Here is a 25,742-nt window from a genome sequence, read left to right as displayed (position 1 = left end):
GGGCTCAGCGATCGCCGGCGCCGAACAGGGCGACGAGCTCGTCCCACTGGCGGGGCTCGAGGCTGTAGTTCGGCGCCTGCGTCGGGCGGCGGCCCCGATCCCGGCTGCCGCCTTCCGGGCGGACGATCCGGACCTCGCCGCCGTCGGGGAACCGCAGGGACAGCAGCGGCAGCCAGTAGGTGCCGCTGCTGAAGCGCGCCTGGACCTTGAAGACGTGCTGCGAGACCCTGGCCTGGACGTCGCCGACGGGGACGCGGCGAACGGCGAGGACCAGGGTGCCGTCGGCGACCGTGAGCTCCGGGCCGCGCCGCCACATGAAGGTGACGGCGAGGATGCCGACCATGAACGCGGGGCCGGCGAGCAGGGCGAGCGCGTTCGCTGCCGCCGGCGCCGCGCCCTCGAGCGCCTTGCCGAGGAGCACGAGCGCGATCACGGCGAAGAACGGGCCCCAGGTGAGGCGGACGACGTCCCAGGTCGAACGATGGGGGACGAGCCGGGCTGCGAAGTTCACGGCGCCATCGTAGCAGCTCGGGTGAACGCCAGGGAGCGGGGACACCGGCGAGATCGCGCGGGGCGGGCGCGAACGCGGCGGTCGTTGACGGGATTGGTGGGTCGGTGATCGAGCGGGCAGGCTGCAGCAAGGTTCAATAAAACATGTCCTTCGGGGCATGTCATCAATGCCCGCGCCTGGAACCTTCGATTCAGCCGAGACCGAGCAATGGCCAGACCACGCCGCGGACGAACTGCGGGTGGAACAGCAGCGGCATCGGCACCACCAGCCAGGCGAGCGTCCACGCGTGGGCCAGCCACGGGCGACGGGCGAAGGCCGGGCGCAGGCGCGGCTCGATGCGGGTGGCGCAGCCGTGGAGCACGAAGTAGAGCAGCGGCAGGCCGTAGCCGGCGCGCACCGGCAGGCTGATGGCGAGCTCGTGCAGCAGGCCGGAGAAGGCGAAGGCGACCACTGCGGCGCGGTCGCGGCCGAGGGCGGCGAGCAAGGGGCGATAGACGGCCCGCTGCGTCATCTCGGTGAAGGGGAGGTTCCAGCGGCGGCTCCAGAACTCGGACAGGCTGCGAGCGGCGAGCGGGCGATCGAACAGCGAATAGGTGGGGACGCCGAGCAGGCGCCAGGCGCCGGCGAGCAGGTTGAACAGGCCGAAGTGGAGCACCAGGCTGAGTCCAGGGAGGGCCAGCGCGGCGGCGAGGAGCTCGGAGCGGGCGAACGCGAGGCGAGCGGCGAGCAGCAGGAGGACGCCGAGGCCGAGGCGCACCGCGCCCTTTCGCAGCAGCGCGCCGGCGCCGGGCAGGGGCCGCCACGGGATCGCGGCGAACAGCTCGGGGCGCATGCCGGGCCAGAAGGCGGCCCAGGCGATCCACGGGACCGCGGCGAGCCGGCGATCGTGCGCGTGGCGCTCCTCGACGGCGACGACGCCCTTCATGGCGAACAGGACGACGCCGCAGATCGCAAACATGCGAAAGCCGGGCGGCGCTTCGGGGCAGGCGAGCAGGACGGCGACGAGGCCGGCGACGACCGCGAGCCACGCGAGGGCGCGGGCGAGGGCGCGGCTGCGGAGCCGCGTGAGGGCGAAGCCGACGGCGAGGACGCCGACCAGCGCGGCGCCGGCGATCGCGACGGCGAGGCTAGAAGGCGCGGCGCTCGGCATGGGCCTCGGGCGCGGCCGGGGAACCGCTGCAGTTGACCCACGCGGCGGCCGCGTAGACGACGGTCAGGGCGACGAACGCGGCCTCGAGGGCGAAGCGCGCGACGGTGTTGAAGCGCGAGCGCGGCAGCTCCGACAGGTCGAAGTAGGTCCACTGAATCACGACCCGCGTGAACCAGTAGAGGCCGATGAATGTGCACACCACGGCCGCCAGCGGGCTGCGGTCGAGCAAGCTGTCGGGGGCGAGCGCGGACAGCAGGCCGAAGGCGAGGTTGGTGCCGAGGATGTAGCCGGCGTAGACCCAGAACATCTGCCGGATCAGCGGCGAGGTGCCTTCCAGCTTGCGCCGCCAGCCGAGCTGGCGCGGGATGGCCAGCGAGCCGACGGCGACGGCGATCTGGCCGACGCCGGCGACGAAGATGAGGGGCCGCAGCCAGGCCTCGAGGTTCACGCGCGGACGAGCGTAGCCGCGGTGCGCCGGCGTCGCCGGGTGGTGCGACGATCGGCCTCACCCCCGAGCGGTGAATCGGGGCGGGCGGATCTGCGCGCGGAGGCCGGGCGATCGGCGGACGACGTCCGTGGCCCGGCGCGGCGAGCGAGGTTCGGCGACGGAAGGCGCGGCTGAGCTGCTCCCAGGAGTACAGCTCGAGGATGACCTGGGCGGCGAGCGGCAGCTGGTGGAGCAGCTTCTCCTCGGCGCGGCGGGCCTCGAGCCGAGGTCGAGGATCGAGAGCCGCTCGAGATCCTCGGTGGTGAGCGAGGCACCGAAGAGGTCCGCGACGGAAGTCGCGAGCGAGGTATCGAAGGTGTCCGCGATGAAAGGAGCGACGAGCGATGCACCGAAGGTGTCCGCGACGAAAGGCGCGACGGGCCGGGGAAGAAAGGTCGTGCGATCGAAGCGTCGGTGAGGAAAGGCCGGGCGAGCGAGGTCTCGCGGGCGCAGCGACGACGAAGGGCCGGACCGGCGAACAGAGCGAGCGCTTGATGGGATGTGCCGAGACTTCGGTCGGAGCGACCGGAGGGTGCGGGCGATCGCCTCGTTCGCGGCGCGAGAGTTCGCCACACGGGGCGCGTCCGCGCCCGGCGCTCGCCGGCCGACGGGTGCGTGGTATCCTGGGTGTACGATGCTCGTGCGCCTCGCCCTCGCGCCGTTGCTCGGCGCGGCGCAGGTGCCCACGCCGCCCGAGGTCGCGCTGGAGTGGCGGGCCCCGCCGGGCTGCCCCGAGCGCGACGAGGTGCTGGCGGCGATCGGGCGTCGGCTCGGGCGGCCGCTGACGCCCGACGAGGCCGAGGTCGAGGCGACGGTGATGCGCGACGCCGGGCGCGGGTTCACCCTGCGGCTGCGGCTGACGGCCGGCGAGCGCGGCGAGACGCGGACGGTCACCGACCCGTCGTGCGCGGCGCTGGCCGACGTCGTCGCGCTGCTGGTGGCCGCCGCGGTCGAGCCGGCCCGCGTGCCCGCGCCGGCCGAGCCCGCGCCCGAGCCCGCTGCCGAGCCCGCCGATCCCGAGGCCGCGGCCGCGCCGGACCCCGCGACGGTCACCGACGAGCCGCTGGACGTCCCGTTCGAGCCGGTCTCGCCCCCGCCGGCGCCGGAGCCTGTCCCTTCGCGCAGGTCCAAAAAGGCAGGCGGTTTCGCGCGCGTGCACGGCGGCGGCGAGCTCGGGGCGGTGCCGCAGATCACCGGCGCGGTCGGGGTGGCCGGCGGGGTGCTGTGGCCGCGCTGGCGGCTCGAGGTGCAGGGGCTGTTCGTCGCGCCGCAGGGGCGGCAGGTCGAGCTGCCGGAGGTGCAGGTCGAGGTGCGGGCCGGGCTGTTCGCGGGGGCGGTGCACGGCTGCGGCCGGCTGGGGCGCGGGGCGATCGAGGTGCCGCTGTGCGTGGGGCTCGAGGCGGGGGCGATGCGCGGCGAGGCCCGCGGGCCGATCTCGGGGCGGGCGGCGCAGGGCTGGCTGGCGGGCGTGGTCGGCGCCGGGCTGGCGTGGCACGCGGGGGCCCGCTGGAGCGTGTGGGGGGCGCTGCAGCTGGCGCTGTCGCCGCTCCATCCCAAGTTCGAGTTCGAGGCCTCCCCGGAGCCGAGGCGGCTGTGGGCCCCGTCCTGGGCGTCGGGCCGGCTGCTCGTCGGGGTCGAGATGCGATTCGGGGACCCATGGTGACGGATCGGTCCGGACGCGGAGAATCGTGGGTGACGGCCGAAGCCGCGAGGACCATGCGCGAATCCGCTCAGCTCGACGAACCCCGCCTGCACCGCTTCCAGGCGCTGTACCGCGCCGAGTTCGCGTTCGTGTGGTCGGCGGCGCAGCACTTCGGCGTGCCGACCGGCGGGGTCGACGACGTGGTCCAGGAGGTGTTCCTGACCGCCTATCGCCGGCTCGACCAGCTGCACTTCGAGGTGTCGCCGCGGGCCTGGCTGTTCGGGGTGACCCGGCGCGTCGCGTTCCGCCACCGCCGCGGGGCGGCGCGGCTGGCCCGGCGCCACGCGGCCTTCGCCGAGCTGGCCCGCCCGCAGGCCCCGGCGCCGCAGCAGCGCCACGACGACGCCCAGCTGCTGACGCGCGTGCTCGGCGAGCTGGCCGACGGCAACCGCGTGGTGTGGGAGATGACCGAGCTGCTGGGCATGAGCGCGCCGGAGATCGCGTCGGAGCTGGGGCTGCCGCTCAACACCGTGTACTCGCGGCTGCGGCTGGCGCGGCAGCAGCTGCAGGCGCTGGTCGCCGGCGATCGCCTCGAGTCGCTCCGCGACGCCACCCGCCAGCGCCAGGCGCCGCCGCGCGAGGCCGAGTCGCGCACGTGGGGCTTCTTGCTGCCGGTCCTCGGCAAGTCGAGCGCGGCGGCCGGGCTCACCGCGTGGGTGTCGACGCAGACGGCCGCGGCGACGACGATGATCGTGGCCGGGGCCGCGACCGTCGGCCTGGTGGTCGCGCGCGAGCCGGCCCGCGCGGCCGAGCGCCCGCCGCCGCCCGCGAGCGCGCCGGTGGTGGTGCGCGCGGTGGAGCCGCCCGCGAGCGGGCCGGCGCCGGATTCGCCGCCCGAGCCGCCGGTGGTCCCGGTACAGGTTCCGAAGGACATGTCCAAAAGGACATCCTCGCAGGCCGCCGCGAACGACGCGAGCGCGCGCCAGGCTGGGGAGACGGCGGCGAGCGACGCGGGGGCGCAGCTGGCCGCGGAGGTGGCGGCGATCGATCGCGTGCAGGCCCGGCTGGCGGCCGGCGACGCCGCGGCCGCGCTGGCCGGCGTGGCCGATCACGCGCTGCGGTTCCCGGGCGGGACGCTGGCCGACGTGCGCGAGGCGGCGCGGGTCGAGGCGCTGTGCCGGCTCGGCGACGAGCCGGCGGCCCAGTCGGCGGCGCAGTCGCTGGTCCGCACCTTCCCGGCGTCGGCGGTGGCCCAGCGGTTCGCGAATTTTAATCGCTGCGGTCCATGACGGATCGGCGAGGGGTCGGAGACGAGGAGGCGAGGAACCGACATGAGCCGCTACGCTTACTCCCCCCGGATCTTGACGATCGTGCTCGCGCTGGCCGCGTGCGAGCTGCCGACCAAGCTCGGCAATCTTTCCGCGACCGACGGCGATAACGCCGAGACGACCGGCGACTGGACCGCCACCGACGGCGAGACCACCGGCGCCACCACGGCGGCGACCACCGGCGCGACGACGGAGGAGCCGGCCGACACCTGGTGGACGTCGACGTCGATGTTCGACCCGTCCGAGACGACCTCCGCCCAGACGACCGAGCAGGAGACGTCGACCACCGGCATGGCCATCCCGCTGGATTGCCTCGAGCTCGGCGAGGCGGACTGCGCCGCCAACGGCTGCATGGCCTACTACGGCAGCGCCTACGAGTTCCCCGGCTGCGCGCAGGGCCTGCTGTTCCTCGGCTGCAGCGACCCCAAGGAGTGCGACCACGCCGAGCAGACCTTCTGCCGCGAGGGCACCGAGGAGGCCTACAAGCTCGAGACGACCTGCGCGCCGCCCGGGTACGTCGAGTGCGAGCCGCCGGGGGTGGCGTTCTGCGACGACTGCCGCTCGCTCGACGAGGCCGAGTGCCTGGCCGAGCCCGTCGAGTGCCAGCCGCTCTACGGCGCGCCGCACATCGTCGTCGACGACCAGGTGTGTGCAGACTACGGCGACCAGGAGTTCATGGCCTGCCAGGCCAACGGCGGCGCCTGCCCGCCCTTCATCCCGGTGGTCTGCCACCCGGACATGCCCGAGAAGGTCTACGACTCGCCGTCCGGGTGCATCCCCTCCGGCTGGCAAGAGTGCGGCGAAATGGGCACGCCCGAGTGCTCCTGACGGGAGCTCGGCGAGTAAGGTGTCCTGAGAGACAGGTCGATGCCCGGGCGCCGCTGCTGGCGCTGGGGGCCTTGGCCCCGGCGCGCGAGGATGGAGATGTCCGAAGGGACAGATCGCGGGCCGACTCCCGAGGCGGCCCGCCCGGGTGCGTGAGCGGGAGTGTCCTGAAGGACAGGTTACGCTCGGACCCGCTCGAGCCCGGGGCCGAGGTGCGCGAGCTGGGTGTTCCGAAGGACAGGTCGCGGCCCGACCTGCTCTGCCGAGGGACGCTCGACGCCGAGACGGGCTCTGTCGAGGTGCGCGAGCCGGGTGTTCCGAAGGACAGGTTGCGCCCGGCCTGCTCCGCCCGGGGACGCTCGACGCCGAGACGGGCCCGCCGAGGTGCGCGAGCTGGGGTGTCCTGAAAAACAGGTTGCGGCCGATCTGCTCGCGCCCGAGGATGTTTGACGGCGAGACGGGCCCCGGCGAGGGGCGCGATCGGGAGTGTCCTGAAGGACAGGTCGCATCGGACCTGCTCGCGCCCGGCGAGGCCGAAGATGACCTGCGAGACAGGTTCGTGCTTCACGCAGGCGGCGGCGCGCGGTTCGCCGGAGCTGTCCTTGGGGACAGATCCGCTCGCGCGCGCCCGCTGGCGGCGCGCGGGCGATCTGCGCCCCGCGCGGGCGCATGGGCGCCTGCGCGGCGTGCGCTTGTGGCCGCGGGGGATCCCCGTGGACGCCACGCGGGGTCGCCGGGGAACGCCCGGGGGCCGGGCCGCGACAGGCGCGCTCCGGTTCGCCGAAGGCCGCGAGCCGGCGCGCTGGTGCCTGTGATACGTTGCGGGTCCCGATGAACGCCGAGTCGGCAGGGGCGCACCTCGAAGCATGTCCGTTCTGCGACGCGGAACACGACGAGGCGACGCTGCGCTGTCCGGCCACGGACATGGTCCTGCCGTTCGAGGGCCGGCTCATGGCGGGCAAGTTCCGGCTCGTCAGCGAGCTCGGCCGCGGCGGCATGGGGGCGGTGTGGCGGGCGCGGAACGTCCACGTCGACCGCGACGTGGCGCTCAAGCTGATCCTGCCGGAGGCGCTGAAGAACCGCGAGATGGTGGCGCGGTTCCAGAACGAGGCGCGAGTGGCCGCGCGGATCGGTCACCCGGGGATCTGCGACATCCTCGACCTCGAGACGACCGCGCTCGGCCCGGTGATCGTGATGGAACTGCTGCGCGGGGAGAACCTCGGCCAGCGGATCGCCCGCGAGGGCAAGCTGCCGCGCACCGTCGCCGTGTCGCTCATCCGCGAGGCCCTCCACGCGCTCGACGCGGCCCACCGCGCCGGCATCATCCACCGCGACCTCAAGCCGGAGAACCTGTTCATCCACCAGCCCGACACCGGCCCCGCGGTGCTCAAGCTGATGGACTTCGGGATCTCCAAGTTCATCGACCGCGACGGGGCCCTGACCGGCAGCGGCGTGCTGATGGGCACGCCGGAGTACATGGCGCCCGAGCAGATCAACGGGGCCGTCTACGCCGACGCCCGCACCGACATCTGGGCGATCGGCGCGGTGCTCTACAAGGCGCTCACCGGCGTCGACCCGTTCACCGCGGCGTCGGTGCCGGCGACGCTGATCGCGATCATCACCGCCGAGCCCGAGCCCGTCGACGCGCGCGAGCCCGCGATCCCGCGCGAGCTGTCGGCGGTGATCCTGCGCTGCCTGGCCAAAAAGCCAGACGACCGCTTCCAGTCGGCCAAGGAGCTGGCCGACACGCTGCAGCCGTTCGAGAGCCCGGCCGCGGTCAGCCACGCGACGGTGTTCGCGCCGACGGTCGCGCTGACGCTGCCGCCGCCGTCGTCGCCGTCGCGCTGGCCGGCGCGCCTGATGGGCCTGGCGGTGCTCGGCGCCGCCGCGTTCGCGGCCTGGTGGTACGTCGGCCGCGGCCCCGACGCGCCGCCGATCGAGCTGCCGACGATCGTGTCCGAGGCGCTCCGCACCGTCGATCCGAGCCCCGCGCCCGGGCCCGATCCGACGGCTGGCGGCGCGGCTCCGACGCCGTCGCAGCAGCCGGTGGTGGTGCCGCCGCCTGTCCCCGAGAACAGGGTCGAAGAGCCAGCCCCGAGCGCGACCACCGGCGAGGAGCCGGCCGCCGAGACGGGCGCGGCGACGCCCGAGACGCCGCCCACGGCCCCGAGCGGGCCGCCGCCGCTGATCGCCGCCGGCGACCTGGTGACGCCGTCGGTCCTCGGCAAGACCGGCAACCAGCACTGGGCCAAGGAGTACTGCGAGGCGCTCGCCAAGAACAAGTACCTCGGCATCGCCCGCTGGAAGCTCGCCAACCCGACCGAGGCCAAGGGCTTCGCCAAGGTCGCGGGCATCAAGCCCGGCGGCTACTGGACCACCGCGGCCCACCGCGGCCGCGCGCTGGTGGTGTGGCTGCCGAAGGGCAGCCAGACGTCGGTGCGCCTCACCACCAAGGCGGCGCGCCCGCTGTGCGTGGCGCCCAAGCCGTGACGCTCACAGCGAGCGCGGGTGGCGGAGCGGGAACAGGGCCAGCAGGCGATCGTCGCGCAGCAGCATGCCGAGCCACACGATCACGCCGAAGCCGATCGTGAAGCCGAACGGCGAGCCGTGGATCACGTGGGTGGCCGTGGCGCCGCCGAGGTAGCCGGTGAGGAGCACCGCGCCGAGCAAGGCGGTGCGCGGGACCGCGAACAGGATCGCACACACCGCCTCGAGCGTGCCGAGGGCGAACAGGGTGTCGGGCGGGAAGCCGAGCTCGGCCGAGGCGGTCACGACCACCTCGGGCTGGAAGAACTTGCCGAGGGCGTCGGCGAGGAGGAACAGCACCGGCAGGGCGCTGATGATGATACCGGCGCGGGCGCGCTTCTTGGCGGACGAGGTCTGCATGATTCGGTCTCCTGGAATATGTGGGGTGGGGGATCGTGAATGGTGGCAGTGCGGGGATCAGGCGTCGTCCGGCCCGAACATCTGCCGGATCTCGCATTCGCCGGTGTACGAGTCGCCGAGCACGCGCGTGTGCAGCTGCATGAATCGCCGGCCGAGCTCGATCGCTTCTTCTTTGGAGCGGGTCTGGACGATCGCGAAGCCGCCGATGATCTCCTTGGCCTCGGTGAACGGGCCGTCGGTCACCGTCAGCTTGCCGTTCGCGGCGTGGATCTTGGTGCCCATGGCCGTCGGCGCGAGGCCGGCGGTGTCGAGCAGGACGCCGGCCCGCGTCGTCTCCGCGATGAACTTGCCCATCTCCTCGACCAGCTCGGGGCTCGGGGGGGCGCCCTGCTCGTAGCTCTGGTCGGCCTTGACCATCATCATGAATCGCATGTGTCGCTGCCTTTCGTGGCCGGCGCCGCCGCCCTGGGGCGTCGCCGCGTCCGGCCTTCATGACCACGTCGAACGAGGCGGGGCTGGATCGACACGGCCGCGGAAGAAATTCGAAGATTTTTACAAGTCGCCAGGATGACTGACGAATCGCCGGCGCCCGGGGCCCGCGGCGATCCGCGCGCCCGGCCTCGAGGCTGTCCTGAAGACCAGGTCATGCGCGGGTCCGCGGCTTGTCGGGGCCGGGCAACCGGGTGATCCTCCGCGGGTCATGACCAGCCACGAGGAGTCCCCAGGGTCCGCGCTGTTCGAGGCCATCGTGCGCGGCGAGCTCGACGCCGCGGTCGCGCAGGTGCAGGCCGAGCCGGCTCTCGCGCAGGCGCGGGACCCGGGGCTCGGCAGCACGCCGCTGATCTTCGCCGCCCACCGCGGCCAGCTGCCGGTGGTCGCCGCGCTGCTGCAGGCCGGCGCCGACGTGCACGCGCGCGAGGCGGCCAGCGACACCACCGCGCTGCACTGGGCGGCCGAGGCGGGCATCCCGGCGGTCGCCGAGCTGCTCCTCGCCCACGGCGCCGCGCTCGAGCCGCGCGATCAGTGGTTCGCCCTCACGCCGCTGGGCTGGGCCATCGTGGTGCGCTGGGCCCCGCAGGGCCATCAGGACCGGCCGGCGGTGGCCCGCCTGCTGCGGGCCGCCGGCGCCCGCGAAGACATCTTCACGTCGCTGCCCACCGGCCTCGACGCGGTGCGGGCGATCGTCGCGGCCGACCCCGGCGCGGTCCATCAGCGGATGGGCTTCGTGTCGGCGAGCATGACCGCGCTGCACCTGGCGGTCGCGCGCGGGCTCAAGAACTCGCTCAAGCTGCTGGTCGAGCTCGGGGCCGACCTGCACGCGCACACCGACGACGGCCTGACCGCGCTGGCGCTGGCGCTGGCGCGCGGCGACGCGGCCCAGGTCGAGCTGCTCCACGGGCTCGGGGCGCGCGACGACGTGGCGACTGCGCTGGTCTCCGGCGATTTGACGACGATGGAGCAGCGGCTCCGGGCCTCGCCGCAGCCGCCCGCGCTGCTGGCCTGCTGGCTGGCGCTGGCGGCCAAGAACGGGCGCCCCGAGGTCCTCGGTGTGCTCCTGCGCGCCGGCGCCGAGGTCGACGCGCGCACGCGCCGGCTGCTGGGCGAGACGCCCGCCGAGGTGACGGCGCTGCACCTCGCCGCCCGCGAGGGGCACACGGCTGCGCTGCTGCACCTGCTCGCGGCTGGGGCCGCGGTCGACGGCCTCGCCGGCCCCGGCCTGCCGACGCCCCTGCACGTGGCCGCCGGCCACGGCCACGTCGAGGTGGTGCGGGCGCTGCTGGGCCACGGCGCGGCGCTCGACGCCCGCGAGGCGGTGTACGGCGCGACGCCGCTGCAGTGGGCCGAGTTCAACGAGCAGGCCGAGGTCGCCGCGCTGCTGCAGGGCAGCGCGTAAGGACATGTAGCGAAGGGCAGGTTCTGGCGGGCATGCCCTCAGGACATGATCGAGCGACAGGCGGGCCGAGGTCGCCGCGCTCCCGCAGGGGGCATAATGGACATGTCGTAAAGGGCATGTTCGTGTAGTCATGACCTCAAGAACATGACCTTATGGACATGTCCTTTCGAGAGCGGGGTTTTTAGCAGATCAAGACGCTGGCGAGCCGCTCAGCCGCCGTACCTGGCGACGCAGGCGAGCTTGTCGAGCTTGGCGGCCCGGATCGCCCCGCCGGGCAGGCGCTCGCCGTCCGGGTCGAGGTACACCCGCGAGCCGCCGCCGCGGCCGTGGCAGGCGACGTGGACGTTGAACACGAACGCGCGGTCGGTCTCGGCCTGGAACCAGTGGACGTTGTCGCGGTGGTCGGACACCGTCGAGTGGTCGCCGGGCGCGAACTCGCGGTCGCTCGTCGGGCGGATGACGTAATGATCGGCGTGCGTCTCGAGGCGGTCGTAGTGGCGGCCGCGCCAGCGCCCCGACAGCACGATGAAGGCGGTGCACAGGTCGTCGTGCCCGTGCGGGACGATCGCGCGGCCGCGGCGGCAGGCGAACACGCGCTGGCCGAAGCCGAGCCGCGGCGCGCCGGCCAGCGCGGCGAGGTCGACGTCGACGCTGCGCGCGCCCGTGTCCGGCAAGGCCGCGCGGGCCATCAGGGCGTCGAGGTCGACCGCGGCGTGCAGGTCGGCCGGGTCGACGCGCTCGCACAGGTCGTCGAGCAGCCGCTGGAACTCGCGCTCGCCGAGCTGCCGGCCGCGCAGGGCCCGGGTCATCTCGGCCAGATCCGTGAGCCAGGCCCCGAGCGCCGGTCGCACCGCGCCGGCCACGACGTCGCGCGACCACAGCAGCTGGGCCAGGCCGGCGGTGGCGAGCGCGGCGAGGGCCTGGCCGGAGAGGGCGCGACGGGTGAGCGGCATCGGGGGCCGCTGCGAGTATACCCCGCGCCGGCGCGCCGCGCCGGGCCCGTCCGCCCGGGGTCGACGCGCGGATCGAGGCGCTCTTGCCATTCGTCGGTCTGCTCCGGCGCGCCCGCTCGCCCGAGGGGGTGCGTGCGCTCGCCGCGAACGCCGATGCGCGGGCCATGTTCGCCCTTGTCGGCGCCGGCCTGGCCGGCATGATGGGCGCCATGAACCGCAGACATGCCCTGCTGATCCTGACTCTCGGCGCGTGCGGCTCGTCGGGCTCGCAACCGGGCGACACGGACACCGGCTCCGAGACCGGCACGCCCGCGGGGGTCCTGCTCCCGCCGGCGAACGTCGCCTTCGACTATCAGCTCGGCGGCGCCTACCCGCTGCCCGCCGGCGTCGGCGTCGTGTCCCGCGACCGCAACGACCCGCCGGCAGCGTCGGCGTACAACATCTGCTACGTCAACGGCTTCCAGATCCAGCCCGACGAGGAGAGCTTCTGGCAGGGCGAGCACCCCGACCTGGTGCTGCGTGACGATCAGGGCATGCCGGTCATCGACGCCGACTGGGACGAGATGCTGATCGACGTCGGCAGCGACGAGAAGCGGGCGGCAGTGGCCGCGATCGTCGGCGACTGGATCGCCGGGTGCGCGACCGACGGCTACGACGCGATCGAGATCGACAACCTCGACTCGTACTCGCGATCGGGCGGGCGGCTCGACGAGGACGACGCAGTGCTCGCCATGCGGCTGTTCGCCGACGCGGCCCACGCCGCGGGCCTCGCCATCGCCCAGAAGAACTCCGCGGAGCTGGTCGGCCGGCGCAGCGAGATGGGCACCGACTTCGTGGTCGCCGAGGAGTGCAACCGCTATTCGGAGTGCGACGTCTACACCGACGCGTACGGCGATCACGTCCTCGTCATCGAGTACCGCATGAACGACTTCGACGCCGGGTGCGCCGACTTTCCCGGCCTGTCGATCGTCCTGCGCGACCTCGAGCTCGTCACGCCCGACGACGGCGCCTACGTCTACGACGGCTGCTGACCCGGCGGCCGGGCGAGCCGGGCGATCGTGGCGGCGTGCTCACGCGGCAGGCCGGCGATTGGGGCGCCCCGGTGAATCACCACAGGCGAAACAGCGCGGTCGGACGTGAGGACCGCGAGCGCGACGAGGTTCGCCGGCGATCGAGCATTGTCTGCAGTCGCCGCGGGTGAGCGCCGCTCCCGGCGAGGCCTGACGCAGCAGCGACGTGGAGGCCCACGCCCGCCGCGCCGCCGCGGTGCTGCGGCCGCCAGGCGTGCAGGACCGACGAGGGGGCAGGTTGGGCCACTCGTGCTGCGCCGGGAGCGGAGTGATCCGGTCGACGGTTCGCGAGGCTCATCGATCGAAGTTCGTTCATAGGAATCTCCGATGATGCGGTCGATCCCCAAGGCGATCACTGTCGCATCGTGTCTCACCTTGCTCGCGTGTCCGGCGAATGAGGTCACGGACACGAGCGGCGAAGACGAGACGAGCGCGGGCCTGCCGATCGCCGGCAGCGACGGCGACCCCGACGATTCGCGATTCGAGCCAGTCCCGGGCGGCCTGCGCCGGCTGCTGCGCCACCACTACGTCGGCTCGATCCGCTACCTGCTCGGCGACGAGGCGGCGGCTGCGGCTGCGCCCCCCGAGGACTATCCGCTGCACGGATTCGACGCCATCGGCGCGGCGGAGCTGGCGCTGCAGGCGAGCGCCATCGAGCAATGCGAGACCTCGGCGCGGGCGGTCGCGACGGCCGCCGCGGGCCACCGCGAGCGGCTGGCGACATTCGTCCCGTGCGTGAACGAGGCCGGCCCCGACGCGAGCTGTTACGCCGCCGTGGCCGCCGAGTTCGGGCGCCTGGCGTGGCGCCGGCCGCTGGGCGAGGGCGAGGTGACGACGCTGGTGCGAATCGCCGAGGACGCGCGGGCGTGGGGTGATTCGTTCGCGGTCGGCCTCGAGTACGAATTGATGGCGCTGCTGCAATCGCCGCACTTCCTCTACATGATCGAGCTCGGCGAGCCCGACGTCGATGCGCCGGAGCGGCGGCGATTGACGGGGCTCGAGCTGGCGGCGCGCATCTCGTTCTTCCTGCTCGGTCGCACGCCGGACGCCGAGCTGCTGGCCGCCGCCGAGGCGGGCGAGCTCGAGACCGAGGCGCAGGTGCGGGCGGCGGCGGCGGCGATGCTGCGGCGGCCGGAGGCCCGGGCGACGCTGACGAACTTCTACAGCGAGCTGTTCCTCCTGCGCGACCTGCCGACGATCAGCAAGAGCGCCGAGCTGTTCCCGCAATTCTCGCCGGCGCTGGCCGGGTCGATGGCGCAGGAGACCCTGCATTTGATCGACCAAATCGTGTGGGAGCAGGACGGCGACATCCGCGGGCTCGTCGACAGCGAATTCACCTTCGTCGACGCGGCGCTGGCCGAGCTGTACGGCCTGCCGGCGCCGGACGGGCCGGGCTTTCACGCGGTGGCGCTGCCGGCGGAGCAGGGGCGCGCGGGCCTGCTCGGGCAGGCCAGCTTCCTGGCCCGCTTCGCCCACCCGGCGATGACCTCGCCGACCCGCCGCGGTCAGTTCATTCGCACCCGATTGCTGTGCGGCATCATCTTGCCGCCGCCGCCCGGGGTCGACACGCACCTGCCGCCCGACGACCCCGACAAGCCGCAGACGATGCGGGACAAGCTGCAGAAGCACATGAGCGACGACACCTGCGCCGGCTGTCACCGCTCGATGGACCCGCTCGGCCTCACGCTCGAGAACTACGACGCCCTCGGCCGGTACCGCACCCTCGACAACGGCCTGCCGATCGACGCGGCCGCGGTCACCGACGACCTCGGCGAATTCGCCGGCGCGCGCGAGCTGGCGGCCGTCCTGGCCGCCGACCCGCGGACCGCGGCCTGCGTGATCAAGAACTTCGTGCGCGGCGGCCTCGGCCACCTCGAGACCTTCGGCGAGCTGCCGGCCCTGGATGTCCTCGAGGATAGGTTCGTCACCGGCGGCCACCGGGTCCAGAGCCTGCTCGTCGACCTGGTCGCCAGCCCGCTGTTCCGCGCCGTCGCTGCCCCCCGCTAGGAGCCCTACGATGCCCCGACGTCCCCTCGCTCGTCGCACCTTCCTGCGCGGCGCGGCCCAGGCCGTGGTCGCCCTGCCGCTGCTCGAGGCCATGCTCGACCCTCACGGCACTGCCCTCGCCGACGGGACGCCGCTGCCGACCCGCTTCATGACGTGGTTCTTCGGCAACGGCGTGCTGCTGCCGCGCTTCGAGCCGGCCGCGACCGGCGCGGACTATCCGCTGAGCGAGCAGCTGGCGCCGCTCGCCGACGTGCGCGAGTACGTGTCGGTGCTGACCGGGCTGCAGAACCGCTGCGAGCAGATCATCACCCACCACGAGGGGATGACCGCCTTCAACGGCTACACGATGGTCGAGATCGACGGCCTGTTCTCGAAGGCGGGCGGGCCGACGATCGACCAGCGGGTCGCGCAGGTGATCGGCGACAGCACCCCGATCGCGTCGGTGCACCTCGGGATCTCCAAGCACGTCAGCATCATGGACTCGGGCACGACGATGTTCGCGCTGTCGCACAAGGGCCCGAACGAGCCGCAGTACCCGAAGTTCAACCCGCAGGAGGTGTGGACCGAGCTGTTCGGCGCGTTCGCGCCGCGGCCCGACGACCGCGCGCTGCGGACCAGCATCCTCGACGCGGTCCGCGACGACGTGGCCCGCCTGCGCGGCCGCCTCGGCCAGCGCGACAACCACCGCCTCGACGCCCACCTCGACGGCGTGGCCGCGCTGGAGAAGAAGATCACCGCCGCCGCCCCGCTGTGCGCCCTGCCCGACGTGCCCGGCGAGGCCAACGTCGACGTCGACGGGGTCGAGCCGATCACCGCGGTCAACGAGGTGATGAGCGACCTGCTGGTGTACGCGTTCGCCTGCGACATCACCCGCGTGGCCACCTGCCTGTTCATCGGCGGCGCCGCCGAGACCGTGTTCGCGGAGATCGGTCAGACCGCGGGCCACCACTTCCACACCCACGACGCGGGCGCGCAGGACCTGGTCCACGACGGGGTGGTGTACATCATGGAGCGCTTCGCCGACCTGCTGCGCAAGTTCAAGGCCTGGCAGGACGTCGACGGCAAGAACCTGCTCGACACGTCGATCCTCTACTGCAGCTCCGACTGCGCCGAGGGCATCTCGCACACCATCGCCCGCCAGCCGATCATCCTCGCCGGCCACGGCCGCGATCAGCTGATTCACCCCGGGATCCACTACCAGGCCACGCCGTACCCCTACAGCGACGGCAACACGTCCGACGTGCTCCTGACGTGCCTGCGGGCGTTCGACCCGACGGCCGAGTCGGTGGGTGGAGGCGCGCCGATGTCGACCACGCCGCTGCGCGAGGTCGCCGGCCCGGCGTTTCAGGGCTGAGGCGCCGCCCTCGTGCGCCCTTTGCCTGCTCTCGTGATTCGCGGCCGACGACGCATCAACCGCCCGTGAGGCGGTCGCGCTCGGCCAGGGCGGGGAACCACTTCATCCACAGCAGGACGACCGCGAGGGTGCCGACCCCGCCGAACACGATCGACGGCACCAGGCCCATGGCCTCCGCGGTGACGCCGGAGCGGAACTCGCCCAATTGATTGGAGGCGCCGATGAACAGGTAGTTCACGGCGTTGACGCGGCCGCGCATCGGGTCGGGGGTCTCGAGCTGGACCAGCGAGGCGCGGATGACCACGCTGAGCATGTCGGCCGCGCCGAGCACCAGCAGCGCGACCATCGACAGGACGAACGAGGTCGACAGGCCGAGGACGATCGTCGCCAGGCCGAACACCGCCACGCCGGCGAACATCACCCGGCCGGCCTGGCGCTCGATCGGTCGCCGCGCGAGCCAGAACGAGATCGCCAGCGCGCCGGCGGCCGGGGCCGAGCGCATGAAGCCGAGGCCGATCGGCCCGGCGTGCACGAGGTCGCGGGCGATGATCGGCAAGATCGCCGTGGCGCCGCCGAGCAGGACCGCGAACAGGTCGAGCGAGATGGCGCCGAGGACCACCGGCTGGCTGCGGATGTAGCGGATGCCGGCGAACACCGAGCGCGACTCGGGATCGTCGGCGACCGCGATCGTCGGCGCGGGCGGGCGGCGGATCACGCCGAGCAGCGTGACGGAGGCGGCGAACAGCAGGCCGCCGACGGCGTACACGGCCCCGGGCCCGGCGAGGTAGACGAAGCCGCCGATCGCGGGGCCGAGGATCACCGCCGACTGCATGGCCGCGCTGGTGGCACTGACCGCCTGCGGCAGCTCGTCCGGGGTCACCAGCGCGGGCAGCAGGGCGCTGAGCGACGGGGCCGCGAACGCCTTGCCGATGCCGAGCACGAACACGCCGACGAAGATGCCGGTGACGTCGAGCCAGCCCTGCCAGCAGCCGAGCGCGAGCACCAGCGACACCAGACCCTCGAGCACGTGCCCGGCCTGGACCACCCGCCGGCGGTCGAACTTGTCCGCGACCTGACCGGCCACCAGCACCAGCAGCACCGCCGGCATGAAGCCCGCCAGGCCGACGTAGCCGAGCGCGAGGGCGCTGTCGGTGAGCTCGTAGACCTGCCAGCCGACCGCGACGGCCAGCATCTGGAAGGCCATCATCGAGCACAGGCGGACGCACCAGTAGAGCGCGACGTCGCGGTTGGCGAAGATCGATCGGGAGGCGGTGGCCGACATGCGAGGGCGCGGGCTCGATGATCGGTCGATCGCCGGCCGCAAGCACGCGAGAAAGCCGGCGCTCCGGCCGCGGCGAGGTGAGATGGCGAGCACGCGGCGTCGGCGCTCCCTCGCGTCGCCGCGGGCATGTCCCCGTGGTGCGCCGCGAGCACCGCGACCACGAGCCTCAGCGGCGCTCGTGCTCGTCAGGCGAGCGCGGCGGGACAGCTGTCCGGAACCTCGGGAGCAGAGCCACGCGTCCTGCGCGGCTGGCAGGACGTCGTACGAGCGCGTGCGTGCGAGGACGTCGCTCGTGAGAGCGGGCCACGCGTGTGGGTTGGCGGGGCGAGAGCCACGCGGGGCGGGGTAACTCGTGACGGCGTACGAGCGTCACGCGTGCGGGTCGGTCATGCGAGCGTCACGCGTGCGCGGGTCGGCCGCGCCTGCGTCGCTGCCTGCGCGAGGGGACATGCCCCGAGGAAAATGTCCGTTCGAACATGTCCATCGGGACATGCCCGTTCGGTCAGCCCATGGCGGCGATCTCGTCGGCCGCGCGCTGGCCCGACTCGATCGCGCCCTGCATCCAGCCGGCCCACACGGAGGTGTGCTCGCCGGCGAACACGACGCGGCCCTCGGGCTGGCGGGTGGCGGCGACGATCCACCACTGGTCGGGCAGGATGTCGGTCCACGCGCCCTTGGCCCACGGGTCGTCGGACCAGCAGAAGTGGTAGAAGGCGACCTTCTCGGCGCGGATGTCGGGGAAGAACTTCTCGACCGCGGCGAGGCAGTACTCCTCGCGCTCCTCGGGGGCGATCGCGCAGTAGGCCTCGGCGTTGTGGTTCTGGGTGTACGACTGGATCATGCCCTTGGTGGAGCTGCCGGGCTGGACGTCGCTGAGGTTCCAGATCCGCTCGGCCGGGCCGTCGGTCTTGGCGATCTTGAGGCCGCCGATCCCGTCCTTCTCCCAGAAGCGGGTGCGCGTCTGGATGTAGCCGCGGCCGGCGTTCATCAGGAACAGCTCCTTGATCGCCCGCGTCTTGTCGGCCGAGAACGCCGGCTCGATGGCGACGTCGCGCAGGGTGGTGAAGGGGATCGCGCACACCAGGTAGTCGGCGGACAGCGACTCATCGCCGTCGGGCCCGCTGAAGGTCACCGTCACGCCGGCGTCGTCGTGCTCGATCTTGGTGACCTTGCTGCTCAGGAGGATGTTGTCGAGGCCGACCTTCTCGGCCAGCCCCTTCGGCAGCTGGTCGTTGCCGCCGCGGATGTGATACGTGGCGCCCCACGCCTGGTCGGCCACCTCGGCGCCCATCCACGCGAGGGTGCCGATGGTGCTGATCTCGGAGCCGTTGTCGGCGGCGTAGAGCTTCAGGTAGGCGTCGCTGGTCCCGCGCATGCGCAGGAAGTCGGCGTAGACCATGCCGTCGTACTTCTCGACGATGCCCGGCTTGGGGAAGCCGTTCATGCGCGGGTCGCCGAACTCGCCGAAGGTCGACGCGATCTCGCGGCTCCAGTAGTCGCCCAGAGTCAGCTCGAGCTCGTCGTCGTTGAGGCCGTCGACCGGCCACGGCTCGCCGTCGACGTGCTGGAAGGCCTTGCCGTCGATGTAGTAGAGCGGCGAGCCGTCCTTGTACTCGTCGAGCTCGAGGCCCAGCATCTCGCAGTAATCGAGGGTCCGCTCGTGCACGTCGGGGATCCGCACCGCGCCGATCTCGGCGAACTGGCCGTCCTCGAAGCCCTCGCGCAGGGTCCACACGCGCCCGCCGACGCGGTCGCGGCCCTCGATCACGGTGACGGCGTAGCCGAGCTGCTGTAGCTCATAGGCCGCAGAGAGGCCGGCGAGACCCGCTCCGAGCACGAGCACGTGCTTCTCGGTGGGGGCGGCTTGACCGCAGGCGGGGAGGGCATGGGCCGCGCCGGCCCAGACGAAGAGGCCGGCCAGACGCCGACGGCTGATCCTTGGCTGCTGCATCGATCGGGGACTCTACGCCGGTCACCTCCCCTCTGGAAGCCGCCCTGCCGCCGCGCCGCCAGGGCCGTGGGGCCCCGCTCGCTTGTCAGCCCGCCAAGATCCTCTATGGTCCCTCATGTGAGCCACACGGACCGACTGCGCCAAACGCTTACACATTTGCATCATGAGCTCGAGACGGTGTCGACCGCCGATCCCGAGGTGCGAGGGATGCTGTCGCAGGCGCTGCGCGAGATCGCCGACCGCCTCGCGGCGCAGCAGCAGGGCGGCGAGCTGGCGACCCAGCCGGGCGCCGCGATCGCCGACGTCGAGACGGTCGATCTGCTGCGTGTGTCGGCGCGTCAGTTCGAGGCCGAACACCCGCAGATCGCGACCGCGATCGAGAGCGTCGTCGATGCGCTCTCGCGAATGGGGATATGAGGTCTCGGGTTCCCTGGCTGTAGGGACATGACCCCGAGGACATCTCGTCGGACGCGGAGGTGGTGGCCGGCGGAGCCGTGAAGTAGGGTGTTGGTTGGACTTGTCTTTTCAGGAGTTCGACCATGCGCCATGACTTGTTTTCACTGCGTGCGACCGCCTGCCTGTCCCTGATCTTGCTCGCGCTGCCGGGCTGCAACGGCAAGGAGGAAGCGACGGGGAGCGCCACCGAGACGACGACCGAGACGGGCACCGGCACCGAGACGGGCACCGGCACCGAGACGACCGCGCCCGGGACGACGACCACCACCACCGGGGTCACCGAGGGCACTGCGTCGGCCAGCGAGACCGGGGTGACCGTCGCGCCCACCACCACCGAGCCGGGGACGAGCACCAGCACCGGCGAGCCGGTCACCACCACGATGGAGCCGGAGACGACCACCTCGACCACCACCGGCGAGACGACGACCACGACCGGCGAGACGACCGCCGAGACGACGACCACGACGGGCGGGCCCGACCTGTGCGCGGCCGACCCGAACGACGACGAGTGCACCGCCTGCCTCAAGGACGGCTGCTGCGAGCAGCAGGTGGCCTGCGCCGAGGACGAGGACTGCGCGTGCTTCTTCGAGTGCGCGGCCATGGGCAACCCGCAGATGTGCGCCCAGATGTGCGGGGTCAACCCGATGCAGAACCCGCTGATCGCGGCCCTGGGTCTGTGCGCGCAGCAGGAGTGCGGTCAGCAGTGCCTGTGACCTGACGGTTCGGCCGCCCGGCGCGCGTCGAAGGCCGACACGCCGGCGGACAGCGCGGGGTTGTGCGCGGCGCTGCGGCCCTGGTACAGCCCGACCATGGAAGCGCCGCGCCCCGTCCGTGTCCTCGCCGCCTCGCTGTCGCTGCTCGTCGCGTGCGCGCGGCCGTCGACGCCCCCGGGCGGCGAGGACGAGCCGAACCTGACGATCGCCCGCCTCGAGGCCCGCCGCGAGGCCGGGTCGGCCGAGCTGGCGCGGCTCGCCGCCGAGCCGGGGACGTCCGCGACTGCCATCCGCGGGCTCGGGCGGATCGGCGACGCGGCCGCGCTGGCGCGCCTCGGCGAGCTGCTGGCGAGCCCCGACGAGGCGACGCGCGTCGCGGCCATGCGCGCGCTCGACGTCGCCGGCGCGCTCGGCTCGGAGGTCGCGGGCTTCGAGGCGGCGGTGTGGCAGCGCTGGCCGCAGGCGTCGCCGCGCGAGCGTCTGGCGATCGTCGAGGCCACGCGCCGCGTGGGCGGGGCGGAGGCGAGCGTACGCCTGGCCGCGGCGCTGCAGCCCGGCGAGGCGCCGGAGGTGCGCGAGGCGGCGGCGATCGTGCTGGGGATCCTCGGCCGGCGCGAGCTGCCGCTGGCCGACGCGGCGCGCGACGGGCTGGTGGCGATGGCGGCCGAGAGCGCGCCGGAGCGGGTCTACGCGGCGGTCTACGGCCTGGCCCACGCGCACGCGGCCGGCCACGACGCCGGCGAGGCGGCGCTGCTGCGGGCGACCGCGGCGACCGACCCCGACGTCCGCGCCGCGGCCCTGAAGGGCCTGGCCCGGCGCAAACCGCCGGAGGCGCTGGCGGCGATGCGCGCCGGCCTGGGCGATCCGGAGCCGTGGGTGCGCGTGGCGGCGGTGCGCGGCCTCGGCGAGCTCGCGGACCCGGCCGCGACGGCGGCGCTGTGGGACTGGCTGCGCGCGGAGATCGATCGAAAGGACATGGTCGATGGAGCAGGTTCCATTCACCCTGTCCTCGAGGGCATGTCTGTTCTGACAGGCCGCAAGGACGTCCTGCCCGGGGCCGCCGAGGCCCACGCGCGCGCCGAGGCCCGGCTGGCGGCGGCAGAGCCGGCCGCGCGGCGGGTGTGGGCGCGGCTGTGCTGCGGCCTGGCGGCGCTGGCGGCCCGTTCGGGCGAGTGGCGGCCGCCGCTGCGCTGCGCCGAGGCGGCCGGGGCGGCGGCGGAGATCGGGCGGCTGACCTTCGAGACAGGTCTGATCGGCCAGGGCTTCGGCGGGCCGGCGGAGGCGCGCGGGGCCCGGCTGACGGCCTTGATGGGCAGCGACGACGCGCGGGTGCGAGCGGCCGCGCTGGCGGCGGCGGTCCGGCTGTGGGACGAGGTCGACGTCGGCGACGCGATCGCGGCTGGCCTTCGGGACAGCTCGCCCGCCGTCGCGGGCACGGCGGCCGAGGCGGTGCAGGGGCGCTTCGGCGAGGCTGCGACGCGGCCGGAGCCGGCGCCGGCGATCGTCGACGCGCTGCTCGAGCGGGCCACGGGCGAGCGCGACGCGGAGCTGTTCGCGGGCCTGGCCGGCGCCCTGGCGGCGGTGGGTGGGGCGCGAGGTCTGGAGCTGTGCCGCGCCGCGCTGGGCGACGCCAACGCGAGCGTGCGCGCGGCGGCTCGCGCCTGCGTGAAGACTGCGAGCGGCGAAGACCCGGGGGGCACTGCTGCCGCCGCGCCCCCTCCGACGCCGCCGCACGATCCGAAGGCAGTGCTCGGTCAAGCACTGCTGTGGCGGCTGCACACCGAGCGCGGCCGCGTCGACGTCGCTCTCGAGCCCGCGGTCGCGCCGTGGCATGTGGCCGCGATCGTGGCGTTGACGCAGCGCGGCTTCTACGACGGCCTGACGTTCCACCGCGTCGTGCCCGGCTACGTGGTCCAGGGCGGCGACCCCAGCGGTACGGGGTGGGGCGGACCCGGCTTCACCCTGCCCTCGGAGCCGGGGGACGCTCCATTCGCGCGCGGCGCCGTGGGGATCGCCGACGCCGGCAAGGACACCGGCGGCAGTCAATTCTTCATCATGCACGCCCGCGCCCCGCACCTCGACGGCCGCTACACCCGGATCGGCGAGGTCCGCGACGGCCTGCCCGCAGCGCTCGCGCTGGTGGTCGGCGACCGCATCCTCCGGGCCGAGGTCGTGATCGCGCCGGCGTCACCTGGTCGATGAGACAGGTCGTGCGAGCGGCGCGCGAGCAATCGTTGCGCGCGCCGACCGGGCCGCTCGCACGCGTTGCGGTTGCCCGGCCGGCGCGCAGGCGTATGCCTCCACGGGAGGTGCACCATGGTGCCCTGTGTCCGAACCGTTCTCAGCAGTTGCGTCGGCGTCGCCGCGGCCGTGGCCGTGGCCGCGTGTACGCCCGAGGAGGACCCGAATCCCTACGTCGACAGCGACACGCCGATCGCCACCGACAACGGCCAGTTCTCGATCTCCCTGCGCGCCGCCGAGGGCCGCGGGTGGCCCGAGTACATCGGCCCGACCGCGCTCGCGGCCGACATCGAGGTCGGGCCCGATCCGCCGCCCAACGACCCGCAGTTCAACGGCGACCTGCCGCGGCCCCCGCTCACCCTGACGCTCGCGCCGGCCTTCCGCATGGCCGACGACGGGGCCGTCGAGCTGGCTGCCAAGACCTGGCCGATCACGCCCGACGGCTTCAAGTGGATGGTCGCGGTCGACTTCACCGCCCCCGGCGACTGGGTGTTCGCGCTGACCGTGAGCGACGCGCTGGGCCGTGAGGACCACGCCGACCTCGTGTTCCACATCGAGCCGCGGCCCGAGTGAGCGCCGAGGACCACCGATCTCGTGTTCCACCGCGAGCCGCGGAGTGAGCGCCGCCGCCCGCCGGGTTCGCGCGGGCGCTGACCCCGGCGCGCCCGGTCCGCCCGTGCTAGGCTGATCAGGGATGACGCGTGCGCGGCTGAGCTGGCTCGGAACGTTGTTATTCTGCGGTTTCAGGGCGATCTGGGCGGCCCTGGTGGTGGTGGCGCCGGCCCTCGGGGTGTGGGTGGCCTCGTCGCTGGCGGCCTACCGCAACGGGCCGGTGTGGCTGGTGTGCGTGGCGGGGCTGCTGCTGTTCCCGATCGTACCTGTCGCATGGGACATGTTGTCGGAGCTGCTGCGCCGGCGGCGGGCGCCGCTGCGCGACCGGCGGGTGCTGACCGCCTGGGACCGGATCGTCCTGCGCACGCTCGTGGTCAACCTGGCGTTCTTGACCGCGCTGGTGTGGTCGCGGCCCGAGGCGGCGTTCACCGCGATCTCGACGCGCGGCGACTGGTTCCTCGAGGGCGTCCATCACCCGCTGGCGGACCGCGCCCGCGCGGGCCTGCTGCGGGCGGCCGACGGCCTGCAGTGGCTGTACGAGGCGGCGCACGACAATCAATACGCGGAGCTGATCGAGACCCGGCCGGCCGAGACCCCGGCGCCGCAGCCGGTGCCCGCGGACGACGCCTGGAGCGACCCGTGGGAGCGCCGGCCGCAGCCGACGCCCGAGCCGACGCCCGAGCCGACGCCGGCGCCCGAGCCGGGCGCCGAGCCGACACCTGCGCCGGAGGTCGCGCCCGCGCCCGCGAGCGAGCCGCAGGCGGCGATCGGGCCGGCCTGGCCGTCGCCGGCGGAGGTGCACCCGGCGGTGCTGGCGATGCCCGACGAGGCGCGCGTCAGCATCGACAGCGTCGGCCGCCACCTCGCCGCGAGCGAGCCCGATCCGGCGCGGCGGATCAAGGCGATCCACGACTTCGTCGCCACCCACCTCGCCTACGACGCGGCGTCGTACCTGAACCGCGACGTCTACCCCGACCAGCGCGCCGAGGCGGTGTTCGCCTCGCGCCTGGCCGTCTGCGCCGGCTACGCCAACCTGATGCGGGCCATCGCCGCGGTCACCGGCGACGAGGTCGTGGTGGTCGTCGGCGACGCGCGCGGCCTGTCGCGCGAGGTCGAGGGCGAGTCGCACGCGTGGAACGCCGCGCGCGTCGACGGCCGCTGGTACCTCGTCGACGCCACCTGGGACTCCGGCCACCTCAAGGACGGCGCGTTCGTCCGCGAGTACCGCACCGACTACCTGTTCGTGCCGCCGGCGCTGATCGGGGTGACCCACTTCCCGGAAGACCCGGCCTGGCAGCTGCGCGAGCAGCCGCTCACCCGCGGCGAGTTCGCCCGCCAGCCGATGATGCGCCCCAAGTTCTTCGCCGACGGCCTGCAGCTGGTCGAGCCGCGCCGCTCGCAGGTCACCGTCCAGCGCGAGTTCACGCTGAGCCTCGACAACCCGCGCGGGCGCAACCTGATCGTCAAGGCTGTCCCCGAGGACAGCTCCACGGCGGTCGAGTGCGACCTCACCGGCACCCGCTCGGTCGCGGTGTCGTGCGGGCCGCTCCAGCCCGGGACCTACGCGGTCCGGATCTACACGTCGCCGACGCTGTACGGGACGTACCAGGGCGTCGGCGAGGTGCAGGTGCACGCGTCCGGGTAGGCAGGGGCGCTCTCACCGGTGCGCCGGCCTCCTGCGGGCGTCGGCCGACGGAGCGCCGCGGTCGCCGTCCGGATAAATATGTCCGATAAGACATGTTCTAAAGGATATTCGTAGGACCCGCCCCTGCAGAGGTGGCGGGTCCGATCGCGGTCGGCGGACCGAGCGCCGCGGCCGTGCGAAGCTCGCTGCATGGACAGACGGGCGAGCGTCTCCCTGGTGGTGGGTGCGGTCTCGGCTGCGTGCGCAGCCGGGGTGCTGGAGCGCGACGCTTTGCCGCCGGAGGTCGTGTTGGAGCCGCTGGAGGCCGGCCGGGCCAGCCAGCTCCTGGGGGTCGTCCGCGATCGTGACACGGGGCACGCGATCCCCGGCGCCTTCGTGATCGTGACCTGCCGTTGCATCACTGGCGAGCGCGAGCGGCTCACCAATCCCGGCGGGGTGTTCAGCCTGCGCGAGCTGCCGCCGGGCGAATACACGGTGCAGGTGTTCTACCGCCACGTCGACGTGACCCGGCGCGTGGTGGTCACTCCGAGCGTGCGCGCGCGCCTCGACGTCGTCATCGATCCGAACCGGCGGTACATCATCTCGTGATCGCGGGTACGGCCGCGGCGAGCGGGTCCTGGGTCGACGCGACCATCGCCGGGGCCGACTGGTTGCGGCGGCGCTGGCTCGGCTGCTCGGCGAGGTCGGCCGACGGCTGGTACGCCGCCGCGAGCTGCGGGTCGCGGTGATGTTCTC

General features: G+C 73.4%; 23 protein-coding genes. 15 read left to right on the top strand and 8 right to left on the bottom strand.

Annotated features, from left to right (window positions below):
- Positions 1-4: 4 nt before the first annotated feature.
- The 3 genes from O0S08_RS30260 to O0S08_RS30250 form a co-directional block, all read right to left on the bottom strand.
- A complete protein-coding gene (locus O0S08_RS30260; RefSeq protein WP_269032820.1) occupies positions 5-511 on the bottom strand; it encodes a hypothetical protein in 507 nt (168 codons plus the stop codon).
- Between the two features lie 190 nt (positions 512-701).
- Positions 702-1,661, bottom strand: coding sequence for an MBOAT family protein (locus O0S08_RS30255; RefSeq protein WP_269032819.1), 960 nt, complete (start codon positions 1,659-1,661; stop codon positions 702-704).
- Entirely contained in the window at positions 1,639-2,109 is a 471-nt protein-coding gene (locus tag O0S08_RS30250) for a hypothetical protein (RefSeq protein WP_269032818.1), read from the bottom strand. Before O0S08_RS30250 ends, O0S08_RS30255 begins: the two co-directional genes overlap by 23 nt.
- A 673-nt stretch (positions 2,110-2,782) precedes the next feature.
- On the opposite strand from O0S08_RS30250, the gene O0S08_RS30245 reads away from it, so the two are divergent.
- The 4 genes from O0S08_RS30245 to O0S08_RS30230 all read left to right on the top strand — a co-directional run bounded on the left by O0S08_RS30245 (position 2,783) and on the right by O0S08_RS30230 (position 8,433).
- Positions 2,783-3,811: a hypothetical protein gene (locus O0S08_RS30245; protein WP_269032817.1), complete on the top strand. Its 1,029-nt coding sequence runs from the start codon at positions 2,783-2,785 to the stop codon at positions 3,809-3,811.
- A 53-nt stretch (positions 3,812-3,864) separates the two neighbouring features.
- Positions 3,865-5,079, top strand: coding sequence for an RNA polymerase sigma factor (locus O0S08_RS30240; protein ID WP_269032816.1), 1,215 nt, complete (start codon positions 3,865-3,867; stop codon positions 5,077-5,079).
- A gap of 42 nt (positions 5,080-5,121) precedes the next feature.
- Positions 5,122-5,946: a hypothetical protein gene (locus tag O0S08_RS30235; protein WP_269032815.1), complete on the top strand. Its 825-nt coding sequence runs from the start codon at positions 5,122-5,124 to the stop codon at positions 5,944-5,946.
- 828 nt (positions 5,947-6,774) lie between these two features.
- Entirely contained in the window at positions 6,775-8,433 is a 1,659-nt protein-coding gene (locus O0S08_RS30230; protein ID WP_269032814.1) for a serine/threonine-protein kinase, read from the top strand.
- A gap of 3 nt (positions 8,434-8,436) precedes the next feature.
- Here the strand turns inward: O0S08_RS30230 and O0S08_RS30225 are convergent, their stop codons facing one another.
- The gene (locus O0S08_RS30225) at positions 8,437-8,829 is read right to left on the bottom strand and encodes a DoxX family protein (protein ID WP_269032813.1); all 393 of its coding nucleotides are present in this window, start codon (positions 8,827-8,829) and stop codon (positions 8,437-8,439) included.
- Between the two features lie 57 nt (positions 8,830-8,886).
- Positions 8,887-9,252 carry a YciI family protein gene (locus tag O0S08_RS30220; protein ID WP_269032812.1) on the bottom strand — a complete coding sequence of 122 codons (366 nt, stop codon included), beginning with the start codon at positions 9,250-9,252 and terminating at the stop codon, positions 8,887-8,889.
- A 277-nt stretch (positions 9,253-9,529) separates the two neighbouring features.
- Between O0S08_RS30220 and O0S08_RS30215 the strand changes: the two genes are divergently transcribed.
- A complete protein-coding gene (locus O0S08_RS30215) occupies positions 9,530-10,723 on the top strand; it encodes an ankyrin repeat domain-containing protein (protein ID WP_269032811.1) in 1,194 nt (397 codons plus the stop codon).
- A gap of 209 nt (positions 10,724-10,932) precedes the next feature.
- Here the strand turns inward: O0S08_RS30215 and O0S08_RS30210 are convergent, their stop codons facing one another.
- Positions 10,933-11,676, bottom strand: coding sequence for a hypothetical protein (locus tag O0S08_RS30210; protein ID WP_269032810.1), 744 nt, complete (start codon positions 11,674-11,676; stop codon positions 10,933-10,935).
- Between the two features lie 164 nt (positions 11,677-11,840).
- Between O0S08_RS30210 and O0S08_RS30205 the strand changes: the two genes are divergently transcribed.
- The 3 genes from O0S08_RS30205 (at position 11,841) to O0S08_RS30195 (ending at position 16,107) form a co-directional block, all read left to right on the top strand.
- Entirely contained in the window at positions 11,841-12,707 is an 867-nt protein-coding gene (locus O0S08_RS30205) for an endo alpha-1,4 polygalactosaminidase (protein WP_269032809.1), read from the top strand.
- Between the two features lie 366 nt (positions 12,708-13,073).
- On the top strand, positions 13,074-14,753 hold the full coding sequence (locus O0S08_RS30200; protein ID WP_269032808.1) for a DUF1592 domain-containing protein: 1,680 nt from the start codon (positions 13,074-13,076) through the stop codon (positions 14,751-14,753).
- Between the two features lie 10 nt (positions 14,754-14,763).
- A complete protein-coding gene (locus O0S08_RS30195) occupies positions 14,764-16,107 on the top strand; it encodes a DUF1552 domain-containing protein (protein WP_269032807.1) in 1,344 nt (447 codons plus the stop codon).
- Between the two features lie 55 nt (positions 16,108-16,162).
- On the opposite strand, the gene O0S08_RS30190 is transcribed toward O0S08_RS30195, so the two are convergent.
- Together O0S08_RS30190 and O0S08_RS30185 are read right to left on the bottom strand one after the other, a co-directional pair.
- Complete coding sequence (locus tag O0S08_RS30190; protein ID WP_269032806.1) at positions 16,163-17,389, bottom strand: MFS transporter; 1,227 nt, start codon at positions 17,387-17,389, stop codon at positions 16,163-16,165.
- Between the two features lie 502 nt (positions 17,390-17,891).
- On the bottom strand, positions 17,892-19,340 hold the full coding sequence (locus O0S08_RS30185) for a flavin monoamine oxidase family protein (RefSeq protein ID WP_269032805.1): 1,449 nt from the start codon (positions 19,338-19,340) through the stop codon (positions 17,892-17,894).
- On the opposite strand from O0S08_RS30185, the gene O0S08_RS51160 reads away from it, so the two are divergent.
- The 7 genes from O0S08_RS51160 to O0S08_RS30150 all read left to right on the top strand — a co-directional run bounded on the left by O0S08_RS51160 (position 19,275) and on the right by O0S08_RS30150 (position 25,735).
- Positions 19,275-19,757, top strand: coding sequence for a DUF4404 family protein (locus tag O0S08_RS51160; RefSeq protein ID WP_308477859.1), 483 nt, complete (start codon positions 19,275-19,277; stop codon positions 19,755-19,757). The two genes, O0S08_RS30185 and O0S08_RS51160, sit on opposite strands and share 66 nt — an antisense overlap.
- Before the next feature lie 122 nt (positions 19,758-19,879).
- Positions 19,880-20,509 (top strand): hypothetical protein, encoded by a 630-nt coding sequence (locus O0S08_RS30175; RefSeq protein ID WP_269032804.1) that lies wholly within the window; start codon positions 19,880-19,882, stop codon positions 20,507-20,509.
- A 96-nt stretch (positions 20,510-20,605) separates the two neighbouring features.
- Positions 20,606-22,711 (top strand): peptidylprolyl isomerase, encoded by a 2,106-nt coding sequence (locus O0S08_RS30170; protein ID WP_269032803.1) that lies wholly within the window; start codon positions 20,606-20,608, stop codon positions 22,709-22,711.
- Positions 22,712-22,825: 114 nt separating this feature from the next.
- Positions 22,826-23,323 carry a hypothetical protein gene (locus O0S08_RS30165; protein ID WP_269032802.1) on the top strand — a complete coding sequence of 166 codons (498 nt, stop codon included), beginning with the start codon at positions 22,826-22,828 and terminating at the stop codon, positions 23,321-23,323.
- A 121-nt stretch (positions 23,324-23,444) separates the two neighbouring features.
- Complete coding sequence (locus O0S08_RS30160; protein ID WP_269032801.1) at positions 23,445-25,007, top strand: transglutaminase domain-containing protein; 1,563 nt, start codon at positions 23,445-23,447, stop codon at positions 25,005-25,007.
- 189 nt (positions 25,008-25,196) lie between these two features.
- Positions 25,197-25,595: a carboxypeptidase-like regulatory domain-containing protein gene (locus O0S08_RS30155; protein ID WP_269032800.1), complete on the top strand. Its 399-nt coding sequence runs from the start codon at positions 25,197-25,199 to the stop codon at positions 25,593-25,595.
- Positions 25,592-25,735: a hypothetical protein gene (locus tag O0S08_RS30150; RefSeq protein WP_269032799.1), complete on the top strand. Its 144-nt coding sequence runs from the start codon at positions 25,592-25,594 to the stop codon at positions 25,733-25,735. The genes O0S08_RS30155 and O0S08_RS30150 overlap by 4 nt, the downstream gene beginning before the upstream one ends.
- The last annotated feature ends 7 nt before the right edge of the window (positions 25,736-25,742 follow it).

It is taken from the genome of Nannocystis punicea (genome assembly GCF_026965555.1).
Taxonomy (GTDB): Bacteria; Myxococcota_A; Polyangia; order Nannocystales; family Nannocystaceae; genus Nannocystis; species Nannocystis punicea.
Note: the sequence above shows the minus strand (reverse complement) of the source record. Positions and strands in the feature narration are given on the sequence as shown.

Excerpts from the sequence above, each read along its gene's own strand:
- O0S08_RS30170 (WP_269032803.1), top strand. The coding sequence starts at position 20,606 with ATGGAAGCGCCGCGCCCCGTCCGTGTCCTCGCCGCCTCGCTGTCGCTG.
- O0S08_RS30245 (WP_269032817.1), top strand. The coding sequence starts at position 2,783 with ATGCTCGTGCGCCTCGCCCTCGCGCCGTTGCTCGGCGCGGCGCAGGTG.
- O0S08_RS30185 (WP_269032805.1), bottom strand. The coding sequence starts at position 19,340 with ATGCAGCAGCCAAGGATCAGCCGTCGGCGTCTGGCCGGCCTCTTCGTC.
- O0S08_RS30235 (WP_269032815.1), top strand. The coding sequence starts at position 5,122 with ATGAGCCGCTACGCTTACTCCCCCCGGATCTTGACGATCGTGCTCGCG.
- O0S08_RS51160 (WP_308477859.1), top strand. The coding sequence starts at position 19,275 with ATGGGCCGCGCCGGCCCAGACGAAGAGGCCGGCCAGACGCCGACGGCT.
- O0S08_RS30205 (WP_269032809.1), top strand. The coding sequence starts at position 11,841 with ATGTTCGCCCTTGTCGGCGCCGGCCTGGCCGGCATGATGGGCGCCATG.
- O0S08_RS30230 (WP_269032814.1), top strand. The coding sequence starts at position 6,775 with ATGAACGCCGAGTCGGCAGGGGCGCACCTCGAAGCATGTCCGTTCTGC.
- O0S08_RS30165 (WP_269032802.1), top strand. The coding sequence starts at position 22,826 with ATGGTGCCCTGTGTCCGAACCGTTCTCAGCAGTTGCGTCGGCGTCGCC.
- O0S08_RS30200 (WP_269032808.1), top strand. The coding sequence starts at position 13,074 with ATGATGCGGTCGATCCCCAAGGCGATCACTGTCGCATCGTGTCTCACC.
- O0S08_RS30190 (WP_269032806.1), bottom strand. The coding sequence starts at position 17,389 with ATGTCGGCCACCGCCTCCCGATCGATCTTCGCCAACCGCGACGTCGCG.
- O0S08_RS30160 (WP_269032801.1), top strand. The coding sequence starts at position 23,445 with ATGACGCGTGCGCGGCTGAGCTGGCTCGGAACGTTGTTATTCTGCGGT.
- O0S08_RS30240 (WP_269032816.1), top strand. The coding sequence starts at position 3,865 with ATGCGCGAATCCGCTCAGCTCGACGAACCCCGCCTGCACCGCTTCCAG.
- O0S08_RS30210 (WP_269032810.1), bottom strand. The coding sequence starts at position 11,676 with ATGCCGCTCACCCGTCGCGCCCTCTCCGGCCAGGCCCTCGCCGCGCTC.
- O0S08_RS30195 (WP_269032807.1), top strand. The coding sequence starts at position 14,764 with ATGCCCCGACGTCCCCTCGCTCGTCGCACCTTCCTGCGCGGCGCGGCC.
- O0S08_RS30220 (WP_269032812.1), bottom strand. The coding sequence starts at position 9,252 with ATGATGATGGTCAAGGCCGACCAGAGCTACGAGCAGGGCGCCCCCCCG.
- O0S08_RS30225 (WP_269032813.1), bottom strand. The coding sequence starts at position 8,829 with ATGCAGACCTCGTCCGCCAAGAAGCGCGCCCGCGCCGGTATCATCATC.
- O0S08_RS30155 (WP_269032800.1), top strand. The coding sequence starts at position 25,197 with ATGGACAGACGGGCGAGCGTCTCCCTGGTGGTGGGTGCGGTCTCGGCT.
- O0S08_RS30215 (WP_269032811.1), top strand. The coding sequence starts at position 9,530 with ATGACCAGCCACGAGGAGTCCCCAGGGTCCGCGCTGTTCGAGGCCATC.
- O0S08_RS30255 (WP_269032819.1), bottom strand. The coding sequence starts at position 1,661 with ATGCCGAGCGCCGCGCCTTCTAGCCTCGCCGTCGCGATCGCCGGCGCC.
- O0S08_RS30175 (WP_269032804.1), top strand. The coding sequence starts at position 19,880 with ATGCGCCATGACTTGTTTTCACTGCGTGCGACCGCCTGCCTGTCCCTG.